Source organism: Pyramidobacter sp. C12-8 (assembly GCF_002007215.1).
In the GTDB taxonomy this organism is placed as follows: Bacteria; Synergistota; Synergistia; order Synergistales; family Dethiosulfovibrionaceae; genus Pyramidobacter.
Window position 1 is genome coordinate 1 of the sequence record NZ_MUHX01000041.1, and the last position, 14,959, is coordinate 14,959.

Here is a 14,959-nt window from a genome sequence, read left to right on the forward strand (position 1 = left end):
AGAGGTGTTACAAAGGGAAGTAACGGAGCAGTCATACCGGTGAAGGCAGCAGTTTACTGTCCGGCCATAACAGCCTTTGAAGACAGTCTCTGCATGTTTTCTGATCTCTCTGGAGATCGTACTCGGCGACTTCAGAACTGTTGAGGCAATACTTCTGAGAGATTCTCGCCGGTTGAGGGCGCTTTCAATGGCTTTTCTTTCAGCCAGAGTCAAATGTTTGTTCATGATGATGAACTCCTTTCCGAGATCTGTTGTCTCGTAAGAAAGGTCTTTCATCAATTCAGACTAAATGCAAGCTTCTTTTAATTCAGATTTAATGCAACGGGGTACCGGATGTTGGGTTGCATTTACCTTGAAGAATTTCAAGATTCGGCAAATCGCGCAACTTTTCAAATTGGCGCTTGACACTTCTTCACCGCAGGGCTATAATGCCCAATGTCTTAAACGGGACGTAGCGCAGCCTGGCTAGCGTACCTGAATGGGGTTCAGGTGGTCGGAGGTTCGAATCCTCTCGTCCCGACCAGAAATTTCCAGCGGATGCCTCCGGCATCCGCTTTTTTCATAATCCGGGATTCGACCATGACACACACTTTCAACAACAAAATCAGCCTTGGGCAGAATTTCCTCAACAATCCCGCAGTCGCGCGCCGCTGCCTCGAAGCGGGCGCGCTCAATCCCGCGGACGTCGTTCTCGAAGTCGGCCCGGGGCAGGGAGCGCTCACCCGGGAGCTTTTGCAAAGCTCCTGCCGCTTCGTGCACGCGCTGGAGATCGACCGGCGGCTCGCGCCGTGGCTGGAACCGCTCCGGACCAGGCACCCCGACCGTTTCAAGATTTCCTGGGGCGACGCGCTGTCCGTCGATTTAAGGCAGCTTTCCCCGCTTCCCACCAAGGTCCTGGCCAACATCCCCTACAACATCACGACCGACCTGATCTGGAAAATCCTCGCCGAGCTGGGGCCGAACCGCCTGGAACGGCTGATCCTTCTGGTGCAAAAAGAAGCCGCCGACCGCCTGAACGCGCCTCCGGCAACAAAAGGGCGGTCGCCGCTCGGGATCACGCTGGAACAGATGGGCGCGGTCAGGACGCTCATGAAAGTCTCGCCCGGCTCTTTCAATCCGCCGCCCAAAGTCTGGTCGGCGCTCATCTCAATCGCTCTTACAAAAAACTTCGACCTCGCCGCTTCCCCTCTGTGGCGGCGACTTCTGGCTGCGGCTTTTGCCCAGCGCCGCAAAAAGCTCGTCAACAATCTTGCGGCCGCCGGCTGCGACAAAAGCAGGCTCCCCGCAATTTTTGCGGCGGCCGGGATCGGCCTCGCGGCCAGGGCCGAAGAGCTGACCGCGCCCCAATGGCGCGCCCTTTTCCAGGAATTTGCAGCGGCCGAAAATTGAAGCCCGTACATACGAAGACGCGCGATGATCCGGGATCATCGCGCGTCCTGTTCGTTATCGGCTCCTTATTTTTCCGCGGACGGCCGCCGTTCGTTCAGCCAGGCTTCGATGGCGGCGACGAAGCGTTCGCCGTACTCCGCGGCCTTGCGCTCGCCGACGCCGGAAACTTCGAGGAATTCGTCGATGCTCCGCGGCATTTTTTCGCTCATGTCGGTCAGCGCGGCGTTCGTGAACACCATAAAGGCGGGCACGCCTTTGGCGCGGGCGATCTCGAAGCGCAGCGACTTGAGCCGCTCGTAAAGTTCCGGCTGAGAAGCGGATGTCATCTGCGCCTGCATGCGCTTCTTCTTTTCGCTGCGGGCGGCCCGGCTCTCGATCTGCGGCAGCGGCGCCGCGATATTTCTGCGGTCGCGCAGCACTTCCGCGGCCCGTTCGCCCAGGATCAGCCGCGGATACTGGCCCCCGGAACTGGCCAGATATTTTTCCTGCATCAAATAGAAGATAATGTCGCGCAGACGCCGCTCGGAAACGTCCGCCATGATGCCGTACGTCGTCAGCCCGTCGAGGCCGTTCTCGTGCAGTTTGGCCGCTTTGCTGCCGCGCAGCACGTCCATGATGACTTTGACGCCCCAGGCTTCATGGGCGCGCTTCACGCAGGAGAGGATCTTCTGCGCGTCGATCGTGACGTCGACCTGTTCGAGAACTCTCTGGCAGTTGCCGCAGTTGTCGCAGCGCGACGGCGGCTCTTCGCCGAAGTACTTCAGAATATAGGCGCGCAGACAGCCGGAAGTAAAGCAGTAATCGATCATGCCTTTCAGACGGAGTCGCGCCAATTCCTGCAGTTCGCTCTGGTTCCGGTCGCCCGGCGCGGAATTTTCGCCCATGTGTTCGATGAAGAAAAGCTGCGTGCGCACGTCCTGCGCGCCGTAGAGCAGGATGCACCGTGCCGGTTCGCCGTCGCGGCCGGCCCGACCCGCTTCCTGATAGTAACTTTCCATGTCGCCGGGCATGTTGTAGTGGACGACGTAGGAAACGTTCGACTTGTCGATGCCCATGCCGAAGGCGTTCGTCGCTACCATGACGCCGACGCGGTCGTTGATGAAGTCGTCCTGGCTGCGCGAGCGCTCGGCGTCGTCGAGCCCGGCGTGGTAGCGCGCGGCGGGAATGTTTCGGTCCCGAAGCATCTCGCATATTTCGTCCACGTTCTTCCGCGTGGCGCAGTACACAATCCCGCTGCGCCCGGAAAAGTCCTTGACGATGCGCAGCAGCTCCGCCCGGCGCTCGGACGGATGGCGCACTTCGTAAAAGAGATTCTTCCGGTCGAATCCCGTCACCACTTTGTACGGGCGTTCCAACCCCAGCAGGTCGACGACGTCTTCCCTGACTTCCGCCGTCGCCGTGGCCGTAAAGGCGCCGAGCACAGGACGTTTCGGCAGTTCGGAAATAAACGCCTTCACGTCCAGATAACTGGGTCGGAAATCCTGCCCCCATTTGGAGACGCAGTGCGCCTCGTCGACCGTCACGTAATCGAGCGGCGCGCTCCGCGCGAACTGCAGAAAGCCACCCGTCAGCAAACGCTCGGGAGCGACGTAGATGATCTTGTACTGCCCGGCAGCCGCCCGACCGAGGACGACGCGGATCTGCGCCGGCGTCAGCGAGCTGTTGATATAAGCGGCCTTGACTCCCATCTGTACGAGAGACATGACCTGGTCTTTCATCAGCGACACCAGCGGTGAGACGACCAGCGAGACGCCGCGCCCCAGAAGCGCCGGGATCTGGTAGCAGATGGACTTTCCCGCGCCGGTCGGCATCACGGCGAAAGTGTCCCGCCCGCCGATCAGCGCGTCGATCGTTTTTTCCTGGCCGGGGCGAAAGGAAGAGTAGCCAAAGTACCGTTTCAGGATTTTCAGCTTTTCGTCCACCGTTTTTCCGCCTCCGCTTCAAATGGTCTTCACGCCTATTCTACACCAGATATGAAAAAGGGGAGGCCCGTCGCGGGCCTCCCCTTTTCGCATTCAGTGCTGATCGTCTAAAACTCCCACGTCGCTTCCGGGGTTCGCCGCGCGCATCATCCTCTTGATCAGGTAGGCGCGGCTGATATAGCCTTCCATCACGCCGTCTTTGAGGACGGGAGCGACCTTGATGTGCCTGCGGATCATTTCCGCCGCGACGACGAAATCCGTCTCGTCAACATCGAAGGCGACGCAGCCGCGGTGCATGATGTCTTTCACCAGCTTTGCGCCGGCCGCGGCCAGACGCGCGGAGAACTGCCCGTAATCGGGAAGGAACGCCGAAGAGGGCAGCTTGGAGACATAATCCGGCAGCGCGGATTTGATGATGTCCTCTTCGCTGACGAAACCGAGGACATGACAATCCTCGTCGAGCACCGGGAGCCCTGTCATGTGATGCCGCAAAAGCGTTTCGATCGCTTCCGCCACGGTGTTCTCCTCGTGCAGCGCCGTGAGGTCGCGGTCCATCAACTCGCCGATTTTCACGATACTCAGCCCCTTTAACGATCGATTTTGAATGGTGTTCCCCGCACCATGATTCTACGACAATTTGCAGATCACGTACACCGCCGCGGAAGAAATGAACAGAGAGATCAACACGACGCGCAGACCGATCTTCATGAAATACCCGAAGGAAATGCCGACGTTGTTTTTCACGGCCAGATCGGCCATCACCGCATTGGCGGCCGCCCCCAGATAGCTGCCGTTGCCCCCGAGACAGGCGCCCAAAGCCAGCGCCCAGTACAGCGGCGTCGCCGGCATGCCGGTCGCCGAAGCGATTTCCGCGACGACGTAGACGAAGATCGCCGCAAAGGCCGCGCTGTTGATGAAGATGCAGGCAATGCCCGAGACCCAAAGGATCCCCAGCGCCATCAGCAGCGGCGAGTCGGAGAAAAGCGACGCGATGCCGTGCGCTATGGCGGTGATCACGCCGGTAGCGCGCAGCCCGCCGCCCATGACGAAAAGCGAGACGAAGTAAATGATCGTCGTCCAGCCCACTTCGTCGCGGATGATCGCCGCGTCGTCGATGCCGGTGATGATCAGAAGCACGGCCGCGGCCGTCAGGGCCGAAACCGAGGGCTCGACGTCGATCTGCTTCTGCAGCACGAACGCGGCCAGGACGAAGGAGATGACGATCAGCGCCTTGGTCATCAGCCGCCGGTCGGTGATCAGCTTCGACTCGTCGACCTGGTTCAGGCGGGCCGTCGCCTCGGCGTCCACGGCGCTCAGCTCGGCGCGGTAGCGGCGCTCCATATACAGCGTGACGGCCGCCCAGACACCCAGGGCGACAGGCGTCATCACTCTGATGAAGTCATTGAACGAGAGTCCGGCGATGGAGCCGATGATCATGTTGGGCGGATCGCCGATCAGCGTCCCCGTGCCGCCGATGGTCGAGGCAAAGCTCTCCACCATCAGAAACGGAAGCGGTTTGAGGCCGATCAGATCGCAGAGCGACAATACAACCGGCGTCACCAGCAGGATCGTCGTGACGTTGTCGAGAAACGCCGAAAGGATCACCGTGATGAACGAGATCGACCAGAGGATCAGGCGCCCCCGGCCGCCGGTCACCTTCACGGCCTTGACGGCGATATACTGGAACACGCCGCACTTCGACAGAATCCCCACGACGATCATCATGCCCACGAGCAGACCGACCGTGTTGTGGTCGATCGCCGCGACGATTTGATCGCCGGAAAGAAGGCCGCTCAGCGCCATCACCGAGGCGCCCAGCAGCGTGGCGGTCGTCGACTTCACCTTGCCGCTGGCGATCGCGGCGATGACGCCGACAAAGATGGATAGCGCCGCCCAAGCTCTGATGTCCATGTATCATGCCTCCTGAGCGAAATGATAATGCCAAGGCGTTTTTCCCCCTCGGCCGGTTTCGCCGCTCCGGGGAACATTACGTTTGGATTGCATAGCGCAGTATAGCTCAACCCCAAAAAAACGCAAGGCAAATAGCACATAAACAACACATTGCAAGTTACAAGCCAGCCCCTTGAATTCATCGTGCGTACGCAAACGCCCCGATGCGAACGGCAAAAGCGTACCGACAGTCATAAAAACAGAACGAGAACGGCTTCTTCGGCCATTCCCGTTCTTCGGAGCGATCAGCTTTTGAACCAGATCCTTTTCATCAGCGCATAGGAAAGAGGGAGCAAATAGAGGTACGCGGCATACGGAAGAGCCCGCGCCGGGACTCCCAGCATCGCCAGCGGCACGGAACAGGCGATACACCACGGGATCAGCCCCGCCGTCACCACCGTCGAGTTGGCAATGTCCTGCGCCAGCTCCGCGCGACTGAGCCCCGCGCGTTCATAAGGGCTTTTCATCATTTGAGTCGTCATCATGATGCCGATCGTCTGATTGCAGAAAATCCCGTTGGCAATAACGCCGACCAGCGTCAACGCGGCAAAAGGACTCGTTCGGCGCATAAAGCCGACAAGGCGCCCCTGAAGGCCGTCGAGCATGTGCGTGCCGTCGAAAATCCCCGAATAGGTCCCGGAAATAAACAGGACGGCGCACATGTCGAGCATGGAACTCAGCCCGCCGCCGTTGAACAGCGCCGCCGCAGAGCCGGGCTCGGCGGAGAACCCAAAGGCGGCATATCGAAGCGAACCGCTCCAGGAAGCGTGCTGAAAACACACCGTGCAGCCCCAGGCACACGCGATGCTGGCAAGAAACGCATAAAGCGGCCGCACTTTCAGCAGTGGCATCACAAACATGATGACCGCGGGAACGATCACCCACGGCGTCAAATTGAAACTCTTCTCCAACGACAGGATCATGCCGCTGTCGGCGCGTGGCATCGGGTAAGCCAGAGAAAGAAGATAATAGAACAGACACGAACACCCGACCGCCGTCAGAGACGTTTTCATCATCAGCCTGATATTGTCGTAAAGCTCGGTTCCCGTCAACGACGCGACAAGATTTGCGCAGGACGATACCGGCGAACAGCGATCGCCAAAGTAGATGCCGGACATGATGGCCCCTGCGGTGATCAGCTCGTTGGCCCCGCCGCCGCGGGCCAAAGCCATCAGGGCGACGCCGAGAGTGCCGGCGACGCCGAACGAGGTGCCGATCGCGTAGGACAATCCGCAGGAAAGCGCATAGGCGGCGAGGATAAACAACGAAGGCCTGATCAGGCGCATTCCCCACGTTACCAGGAAAGCGAAAGTCCCCGCCGAACGCCACAGCCCCGTCAACATGCCGATCAACAGCAAAACGCGAATGACGATCAGAGAATTCTTCGCGCCCGGCCATGACATTTTCAACAGGACGCCAAGACGGTACCCCCGATGCAGCCCCACGGCGACAAAAGCGAAATAGCCGACGGTCATCGCCCAGAACATGGGCAGACGACAGCCGAGCCCCACCGCCATCGCTCCTGCGAAAAAGACGAACGCTACGACAAGATCCATCCCAGCACCTCTGTAATAACGACTCGATCACTGAAGAGTCTGATTCTAAAAATTGCCACGGGGAGTGTCAACTGTTTTATACTTAAGCCCGCGCTTTTCTTAACGCCGCGCGGCGCTGCCGACATTCCGCCTCATGCAGCCCGCGGATCTATGATACAATATTATTCACATTTTACGGAACGACTTCAACGCCTCGTTCATCCCTTCACGACAATTCGGAGGCCCCTTCATGGATAAAGAACCGATTCCCCTGCTCCCCCGCTGGAGCACCCTGCTTTTCCTGCGCCGTTTTATCGCGCAGCCGGGACAGATCGGCAGCGTCGCGCCCAGTTCTCACTTTCTCGTTCAGGAGATGCTCAAACTCACGGACTGGGCCGCAGTGACCGACGTTGCCGAACTCGGCGCCGGCACCGGAGTTGTCACGGAAGCGCTCCTCAGGAAAATCTCTCCCGATGCCTGTCTTTCCGTCTTCGAACTGGACCGGAAACTGCGCGAAAAAATCGAAAACAGATTTAAGATCGCCGTGTTCCCAGATGCCTGCGACCTCGCGCAGGTCATCAGGCCACGTTCGCTGGACGTGATCATTTCCAGCCTTCCCTGGACAACGCTCCCAAGAGAAGTTTCCGGCAAAATCCTCCAGGGCGTGGTGACATGCTTAAAACCCAGCGGCCAATTCATCGCCTATCAATATTCCCGACAAATGCACCGTCTTTTCTGTCATCTTTTCGAATCGGTCAGAATCTCGTTCGTGCTCCGCAACATCCCGCCGGCGTTCGTCTACGATTGCCACACGCCGCAAAACCGCGCCGAGGAAAAGGCGGCGCTTTTTTTCGCGCACAGGCTCAGTGAACGCCATAATCTTTCGCAATGACCGCTCCTGCCCGACGGTGCGGTGCTCTGCCATTTTGTGCGCTCGCCTTGCTCCCGCCGCGCACAATTCAAAAAATCGTTTCTCTGGCCGGACGAATGCCTCGCATTCGCCCGGCTTTTCTGAGCCGAGACAGAACGAACGCTTCGAAATTCCTCCTGAGATCATTCACGTGCGCCGCTCAAAGATATATTAAAGGCTTTATAAATATTTATCGTCGCAAAGCAAAAAGCTGGATAATATATAGTTATTTTTCATCTAAAATCAGCAAACATCAATAATTACAGTGACAGTCAATATTCATAACTTATGAGCAAGACATGTATACACATAAACGCACTGGACTCACCAGGAAAGAGTGTTAAAATAAAATTGTGATTGATGTAGCATGTGTTCGGTTTGAAGCGGTATTTTACCGCTAAATCTCAGGAGGTGTTTTGCTATGGCTTTGGTAAAACGTAAGTCTGACAATGTACTCCTTCGCACGGCACTCGAGAACTTCTACGGCGCAGCTGAGGAAATGGGGCTTGACGAGGGGATCACCGACATCCTCGCCCATTCCGAGCGCAAGACCTGCGTCTCCGTCCCCGTTGAAATGGACGACGGTTCCATCAAGGTCTTCGAAGGTTTCCGCGTCGCTCACAACAGCGCCGTCGGCCCCGCCAAGGGCGGCGTGCGTTTCCATCAGGACGTGTGCCTTGACGAGTGCGAAGCTCTCGCTTTCATGATGACGTGGAAGTGCTCGCTGGCCGGCATCCCTTACGGCGGCGGCAAGGGCGGCGTGCGCGTCGACGCGCTGAAGCTCTCCAAGAAGGAGCTCGAGCGCCTGAGCCGCACCTATGCGGCCCGCATCGAACCGGTCGTCGGCGCCTGGACGGACGTTCCCGCGCCCGACGTGAACACCAACGGTCAGGTCATGACCTGGTTCATGGACACCATCAGCCGCATGCGCGGTCGTCTCGAACCGGCGATCTTCACCGGCAAGCCCATTCCCCTCTGGGGTTCCAAGGGCCGCAACGCGGCCACCGGCCTTGGCGTCGCCACCTGCGCCATCGAATTCATGAAGGCCCTCGGCAAGGACATCAAGGGCATGAAGTGCGCCGTGATGGGATTCGGCAACGTCGGGTCCTTCGCCGCCAAGACCCTCGCCGAAGCCGGCGCCAAGGTCGTCGCCATCAGCGACATCACCGGCGTTTACTACAATGAGAACGGCATCGACATCGCCAAGGCGTTCAAACTGATCGCTTCCAACCCCAAGAAACTCCTGACGGGTCTTGACAAGGAACCGGGCGTCACGATGATCGATTCCATCCAGACGTGCGATTGCGACATCTTCCTGCCCTGCGCGCTGGAAGGCGTCATCACCGAGAAGAACGCCGGCGACATCAAGGCCAAGTACATCGTCGAAGGCGCGAACGGCCCCACCACGCCCGAAGGCGACAAGATCCTCGATCAGAAAGGCATCCTCGTCGTTCCCGACTTCCTCGCCAACTCCGGCGGCGTGATCGGATCCTACTTCGAGTGGTGCCAGGATCTCGGCGGTTTCTTCTGGTCCGAAGAGGACTACAACAACCGTCTGCTGAGCATCATGAAGGACAATTTCAAGAAGGTCTGGGACTACGCTCAGACGCACAACGTGAAGATGCGCCGCGCGGCGTTCCTGGCCGCCATCAAACGCGTCGCCGACGCCACGGAAATGCGCGGAGTGTATCTCTAGGTTTTACGGTTCCTCCGTCGTGAGTTATCACTATACCGAAGCAACAAAAAAGGACTGCTGAAAAGCAGTCCTTTTTTGTTGCTTATCATTGCCTCAGCGCTTCAAGAAAAGCGTCTTCACGTCGATCTCCTTGTCGATCATGCCGTTGTCGAGCAGAAACTGTTCCGTTTTCTTCAGGTCTTCGACGTCTTTTTCGGAGACGTCCATGGCGAAATCGTACATGGGGAACATTTCCTCCACGGCTTCCACGCTCAGGCCGGTCGCCTCGGCCGTCATCTTCATGGCTTCATCGTGATTTTCGGCGATGAACTGCAGGACCGAGCGCTGCGCCCTCTCGAACGTTTCGACCAACTCTTTGTTCTCGTCGTAGAATTTCTGGCTGGTGGCCGTGGCGATGAGTGCCGCGATCAGTTCGTCGCCGTCGGTGATCAGATGTTTGCCCGACTTCATGCAGTTGTAGGCGCTGGGGCCGGCCTGCAGCGCCGCGTCGATCGTGCCGCCTTCGAGGGCGGCCAGCGCCGCGGGGATCCCCATGTTGACGAATTTGACGTCGTCGATGGTCAGGCCGCCGGTTTTGAGGTATGCGACCAGCAATTCATGCAAATTGGTGCCTTTGGGACCGGCGACGGTCTTGCCCTTCAGCGCCGCCGGCGAATCGATGGCCGCGTCGTTGGAGAACAGCATGAACGCCTTGGGCGAACGGCTGTACATGCTGATGATCTTGACGTCGGCGCCGTTGGCCGCCGCCAGGATGACCGAGGTGCCGCCGACGGCGTTGAGGATCTGCAGGTCGCCGGAAGCGAGGGCCGCCGTCTGCTGCGGTCCGGCGGTCAGGTTGGCGTAGTTCACCGGCAGGCCCAGTTCTTTGAAGTACGAGGCAAAGCTGCCCCGCGCTTTCTCGACGATGGAAGGCACGTTCAGCGGCGACTGCACGTAGGTGAAGTTCATCGACTCGACCGTGCGGGCCAAACTCGCCGTCCTCAAGCCGCCGACATTCAGCGCTAACGAACAGATCCCGATGAACGCAAGACGCTTCGCCACAGAAAACAATCCCATGGAAACTCCTCCTTAAAAATATAATTTAAACTGTGATTGCACAAATTTCGACTGCGCTTAGGTGCGCGTTGCCCATACAGGATTTTCGCTCACAAAGGTAAAAATTGCAACAGCGCCAACGAACGATTCCCCTTCGCCCTTTTTCGGTTTTCCGGTCATTTTTATCTGTTGGATCTCACTTGGAATCACTGACTATCTGCGCTATAATGTTTACGTTCCATCTGGCGTCTCATCTCAATCATTTCAGAAAGGATGTTTCGGTGATGAAAAAGTTTGCTGCACTCGTTCTGTTGTTGGGGCTGACGGCTCTGCCCGCAAGCGCGGCGGAGATCAACGCCTACTCGATCATGCCGGAGAAGTACGTTTCCAAGGTGACTCAGGCGTTCGAGCAGGAGACGGGGATCCACGTCAATTTCCTGCGTCTGTCTTCCGGCGAGGCCAAGACGCGCCTCGAAGCCGAGAAGAACAATCCTCAGGTCGACGTGCTGATCGGCGGACCGGCCGATACCTATGAAGCGATCGTCACGCAGGGCGTCTTCGAGAAGTACCTGCCTCAGGGCGTCGAGGCGATCCCGGCCAAGTTCCGCAGCGCGGACGGCTACTGGACGGGCATCGGCATCATCCCGCTGTGCTTCCTGACGAACGAGGATTTCCTCAAGAAGAACGAGATGCAGGCTCCCGCGACCTGGAACGATCTGCTCGATCCCAGATACAAGAACGGTCTGCAGATGGCCGACGCCCGCACGTCCGGCACGGCGACGGAGCGTATTTTCTCGCTGGTGAAGATCATGGGCGAAGACGAAGCTTTCAAGTATCAGAAGAAGCTGCACGCCAACATCCAGATGTACACGAAGAGCGGCGCGGGCGGCGCCATGCCGATCGCGACCGGTCAGTGCGCTTCCGGCATTTTCTACATCGTCGACGCGCTCGACATCCAGCAGCAGGGCTACCCCGTGGTGATCAGCTATCCCAAGGATGGCGTGTCCTACGGCATCGAAGGCTGCGGCGTCGTGCACGGAGCCAAGAACCTCGAGGACGCCAAGAAGTTCGCCGACTGGATGGTCAGCAAGAGCTTTGCCGATTTCATCGTCGCCAACAAGATCAACTACGTTCCCACCCGCACCGACGTCACAACCGACAACCCTCTGCTCGATCTGAACGCGATCAACCTTGTCGAGACCGACGTGGCATGGAAGGGCGCCAAGCGCGACGAGTTCGTGGAGCGCTGGAAGAACGAGGTCATCAAGTAGCGCGGCAATTTATCCGGGGCTCCTCGCGGAGCCCCTTTTTTTGACGGTCCGGCAGGCTGCCGCTCCATCGGACGCAGCCCGTACGTGATATTTCGACTGAAGCAGGTGAAAAACTTTGACGCACAGTCTTTCTACTCGCCCCCGTTTGGATCCCGCCACTCGGGCCGTGATCGCCGCGCTCTGGATCGCTCTGGGGATTTTCGTGGTCTATCCGGCTCTTCGTCTGCTGTGGATCGCGTTCTGGGTCGACGGCAGATTCACCCTTGCCAATCTCGCGCCGGTCCTCACCAATTGGTACGACCGGCAGGCGCTGATCAACAGCTTGCTGCTGGGCGGCTGCGTGGCCGTTTCCGGCACGGTCTTGGGCTTTGTTTTCGCTTACGCGGTGACGCGCCTTTCTCTGCCGGGCTGGTTCAAATGGCTGCTCTCCATTATTTCCATGCTGCCGCTGATCTCGCCGCCTTTTACCAGCAGCATCGCGCTGACACTCTCTCTGGGGCCGAACGGCCTTCTGATCAAGCTGCTCGGGCTCGAAAACTTCAACTTCTACGGCTTCTGGGGCACGTTCCTCTCGGAAACGCTCACGTTCTACCCCGTCGCCTTCATGACGCTGACGACGATCCTCAGCCGCATCGACTCCAATCTGGAGGATGCGGCCTATTCGATGGGGGCTTCGCCGCTGCGGGTCTTCCGCACGGTGACGCTGCCGCTGTCGGCGCCGGGGCTGGCGAACGCCTTTCTGCTCGTCTTCGCCTGCTCGCTGGCGGACTTCGCCACGCCGCTGGTCCTGGCCGGGCACGCGTTTCCCGTGCTGCCGACGCAGGCGTATCTGCAGATCACGGGCATGTACGATCTCAAGGGCGGCGCGGCGCTCTCCTTCGTGCTGCTGGTGCCCGCGCTCGTCGTCTACGCGCTCCAGTACTGCTGGCTGAGCAAAAAAAGTTTCGTGACCATCTCGGGCAAGGCCGGCGGCCGCAGCAGCGTGAAAGGGCCGGGGCCGTTTCCCGCTGCCTGCATCATCGGCCTGATCGCGGCGATAATGACCTTCGTCGTCTACATCTACGCGCTGATTTTCTGGGGCTCGATCGTCAAGGTCTGGGGCATCAACAACGCGCTGACGTCGGAAAACTACGCCTACGTGTTCAACTTCGGGCGCAAGGCCATCAAGGACACGCTGATCATCGCCTGCATCGGCACGCCGCTGGGCGGCCTGCTCGCCGTTCTGGTCGGCTACGCCACAGAACGTCTGAAGGTCAAAGGGCATAAGACGCTGGAGACGGTCTCGCTGCTCAACTTCGCGCTGCCAGGCACGGTGGTCGGCATCGCCTACGTGATCGCCTTCAACGACAAGCCGCTGGTGCTGACGGGCACGGTTTCGATCCTTGTCGCTTCCTACGTGTTCCGCTATTCCTCCGCCGGTATCCGCAACGTCGTCGCCTCGCTGCAGCAGATCGACCCGTCCATCGAAGAGGCCTCGGCGAGTCTGGGGGCTTCCTCGGCGCGGACGTTCCGCAAGGTGACGCTGCCGCTGGTGCTCCCCGCCATACTGGCCGGCATGCGCTATCTGTTCATCCACTCCATGACGGCGATCAGCGCCACCATCTTCCTGGTCTCCGTGCGCTGGAGCCTGATCACGACGCGTATCCTCGAGTGCATGACCGAACTTCAGTTCGCGCAGGCGTGCGCCTTTTCGATCGTGCTGATCGTGCTTGTTTTTATCGCCAGCGGCGTGATGGCGCTTCTGGCCCGGCTTCTGTGCCGCACCGGCAATGCGGGAGGAGGAATTCGCTGATGTCCGTTTCACTGACTCTGAACGATATCAACAAAGTTTTCATGAAGGACGGAGAAAAATTTCACGCCGTCCAAAACGTTAATCTTTCGGTCACCACGGGAGAGTTTCTGACCTTCCTCGGCCCGTCCGGCTGCGGCAAGACCACGACGCTGCGCATGGTCGCCGGCTTTGAGATCCCCACGTCGGGGCAGATCCTCATGGGCGACGCGGACATCACCACCATGCCGGCCAACGAGCGCAACATCGGCTTCGTCTTCCAAAACTACGCGCTGTTCCCGCACATGAAGATCTTCGAGAACGTCGCCTACGGGCTCAAAGTCCGCGGCCTCGGCCGCACCGAGATCGCCAAGAAAGTGCGCGAAGGGCTGGCGCTCGTGGGACTGGAAAAAGCCGAAGACCGCTATCCCAACCAGCTTTCCGGCGGCGAACAGCAGCGCGTGGCGCTGGCGCGCGTTCTTGTCCTGCGTCCCAAACTGCTGCTGATGGACGAGCCGCTTTCCAACCTCGACGCCAAGCTGCGGATCCACATGCGCGCGGAGATCCGCCGCATCCAGCAGGAACTGGGGCTGACCTGTCTCTACGTCACCCACGACCAGAAAGAAGCCCTGACCATGTCGGACCGCATCATGGTTATGAACCGCGGCCGCATCGAGCAGGTCGGCACACCTATGGACATCTACGCCGATCCGGCCTCGCCGTTCGTCGCCGACTTCATCGGCCAGGCCAACTTGATCCCCGGCGTCCTCGCCGCGGCCGAGGGCGACATGGGCGTCTTCGAAATTGCGGGCTGCAGGGTCAGGGCGCGACTCGGCAAACAGAACCCGCCGCAGGTCGGAAAGGATGCCCTGCTGATCGTACGCCCCGAGAACCTCAGCCTGGAAGGACAGGAGAACAGCCTGCCGATCCGCGTCTTGCGCTGCCTCTTCGAGGGCGATCGACTCGATTATCACGCCGAACTGACGGTCGGCGATCCGTGCCCCGTCCTGAGCCTGTCCGTTCCCTTCCTGCCCGGCACCCAGATCTGCGCCGGCGGCGCCAGCGCCCAGGCCTCGTTCGATCCTCGCGGCGCCGTGATCATCGACACTCCCCGCCAGTAAACCGCAAAACACAACACAAAACTCTATATGGAAAAGGCGCGGCGATCGAAATCAATGATCGTCGCGCCTTTTCCGTCTCGCTGTTTCAGTTTTTTCTCCGCTGCGGAAGCGGCGTCATTTTTTTTGCTTTTGCATTTCTCCGCTTCTCCGCGTCAGTTCTTGTTTCCGTTTTTACTTGATTTTGCCCGAAGCGCGAAGCAGACGCTCCAAGCGCTCCATCCGCTCCTGCATTTCCTTCTGCGAAGCCTTCATCTCCGCGATCTCCTCGGCCTGACGCGAGTTGGTCTTCTCCATCGAGGCGACCTGTGCCTGCAGCTGAGCGTTCTCCTTCTGCATCACGTAGACGCTGTTCATGGGGCCCT

General features: G+C 59.1%; 13 protein-coding genes and 1 tRNA gene. 7 read left to right on the forward strand and 7 right to left on the reverse strand.

The window, feature by feature from the left end; genetic code table 11:
• Positions 1 to 276, reverse strand: a 276-nt coding sequence (locus tag B0D78_RS11405) for a helix-turn-helix domain-containing protein (protein ID WP_143521862.1), incomplete at its 3' end; no start/stop codon positions are given.
• Between the two features lie 169 nt (positions 277 to 445).
• On the opposite strand from B0D78_RS11405, the gene B0D78_RS11410 reads away from it, so the two are divergent.
• Together B0D78_RS11410 and rsmA are read left to right on the forward strand one after the other, a co-directional pair.
• Positions 446 to 523 (forward strand) — tRNA-Pro (locus B0D78_RS11410).
• Positions 524 to 579: 56 nt separating this feature from the next.
• Positions 580 to 1,389 carry a 16S rRNA (adenine(1518)-N(6)/adenine(1519)-N(6))-dimethyltransferase RsmA gene (rsmA, locus tag B0D78_RS11415; RefSeq protein WP_078017074.1) on the forward strand — a complete coding sequence of 270 codons (810 nt, stop codon included), beginning with the start codon at positions 580 to 582 and terminating at the stop codon, positions 1,387 to 1,389.
• A gap of 65 nt (positions 1,390 to 1,454) precedes the next feature.
• Here the strand turns inward: rsmA and recQ are convergent, their stop codons facing one another.
• The 4 genes from recQ to B0D78_RS11435 all read right to left on the reverse strand — a co-directional run bounded on the left by recQ (position 1,455) and on the right by B0D78_RS11435 (position 6,817).
• Positions 1,455 to 3,311 (reverse strand): DNA helicase RecQ, encoded by a 1,857-nt coding sequence (recQ, locus tag B0D78_RS11420; protein ID WP_078017075.1) that lies wholly within the window; start codon positions 3,309 to 3,311, stop codon positions 1,455 to 1,457.
• A gap of 93 nt (positions 3,312 to 3,404) precedes the next feature.
• On the reverse strand, positions 3,405 to 3,884 hold the full coding sequence (locus tag B0D78_RS11425) for a CBS domain-containing protein (RefSeq protein ID WP_078017076.1): 480 nt from the start codon (positions 3,882 to 3,884) through the stop codon (positions 3,405 to 3,407).
• Positions 3,885 to 3,938: 54 nt separating this feature from the next.
• The gene (locus B0D78_RS11430; protein WP_078017077.1) at positions 3,939 to 5,222 is read right to left on the reverse strand and encodes an SLC13 family permease; all 1,284 of its coding nucleotides are present in this window, start codon (positions 5,220 to 5,222) and stop codon (positions 3,939 to 3,941) included.
• 284 nt (positions 5,223 to 5,506) lie between these two features.
• Positions 5,507 to 6,817, reverse strand: coding sequence for a Na+/H+ antiporter NhaC family protein (locus B0D78_RS11435; protein ID WP_078017078.1), 1,311 nt, complete (start codon positions 6,815 to 6,817; stop codon positions 5,507 to 5,509).
• A gap of 229 nt (positions 6,818 to 7,046) precedes the next feature.
• Between B0D78_RS11435 and B0D78_RS11440 the strand changes: the two genes are divergently transcribed.
• Both B0D78_RS11440 and B0D78_RS11445 read left to right on the forward strand, forming a co-directional pair.
• On the forward strand, positions 7,047 to 7,688 hold the full coding sequence (locus tag B0D78_RS11440; protein WP_078017079.1) for a class I SAM-dependent methyltransferase: 642 nt from the start codon (positions 7,047 to 7,049) through the stop codon (positions 7,686 to 7,688).
• Between the two features lie 439 nt (positions 7,689 to 8,127).
• Entirely contained in the window at positions 8,128 to 9,402 is a 1,275-nt protein-coding gene (locus B0D78_RS11445; RefSeq protein ID WP_078017080.1) for a Glu/Leu/Phe/Val family dehydrogenase, read from the forward strand.
• A gap of 93 nt (positions 9,403 to 9,495) precedes the next feature.
• Here B0D78_RS11445 and B0D78_RS11450 read toward each other — a convergent pair whose 3' ends face one another.
• Positions 9,496 to 10,458 carry an ABC transporter substrate-binding protein gene (locus B0D78_RS11450; protein ID WP_078017081.1) on the reverse strand — a complete coding sequence of 321 codons (963 nt, stop codon included), beginning with the start codon at positions 10,456 to 10,458 and terminating at the stop codon, positions 9,496 to 9,498.
• A gap of 263 nt (positions 10,459 to 10,721) precedes the next feature.
• On the opposite strand from B0D78_RS11450, the gene B0D78_RS11455 reads away from it, so the two are divergent.
• The 3 genes from B0D78_RS11455 (at position 10,722) to B0D78_RS11465 (ending at position 14,597) form a co-directional block, all read left to right on the forward strand.
• Positions 10,722 to 11,708: an ABC transporter substrate-binding protein gene (locus tag B0D78_RS11455; protein WP_078017082.1), complete on the forward strand. Its 987-nt coding sequence runs from the start codon at positions 10,722 to 10,724 to the stop codon at positions 11,706 to 11,708.
• Positions 11,709 to 11,853: 145 nt separating this feature from the next.
• Positions 11,854 to 13,500 carry an ABC transporter permease gene (locus B0D78_RS11460; protein ID WP_143521864.1) on the forward strand — a complete coding sequence of 549 codons (1,647 nt, stop codon included), beginning with the start codon at positions 11,854 to 11,856 and terminating at the stop codon, positions 13,498 to 13,500.
• Entirely contained in the window at positions 13,500 to 14,597 is a 1,098-nt protein-coding gene (locus tag B0D78_RS11465; protein WP_078017084.1) for an ABC transporter ATP-binding protein, read from the forward strand. The genes B0D78_RS11460 and B0D78_RS11465 overlap by 1 nt, the downstream gene beginning before the upstream one ends.
• Before the next feature lie 171 nt (positions 14,598 to 14,768).
• Here B0D78_RS11465 and B0D78_RS12935 read toward each other — a convergent pair.
• Positions 14,769 to 14,959: hypothetical protein (locus B0D78_RS12935; RefSeq protein WP_205948323.1), on the reverse strand; the 191-nt coding region annotated here is incomplete at its 5' end.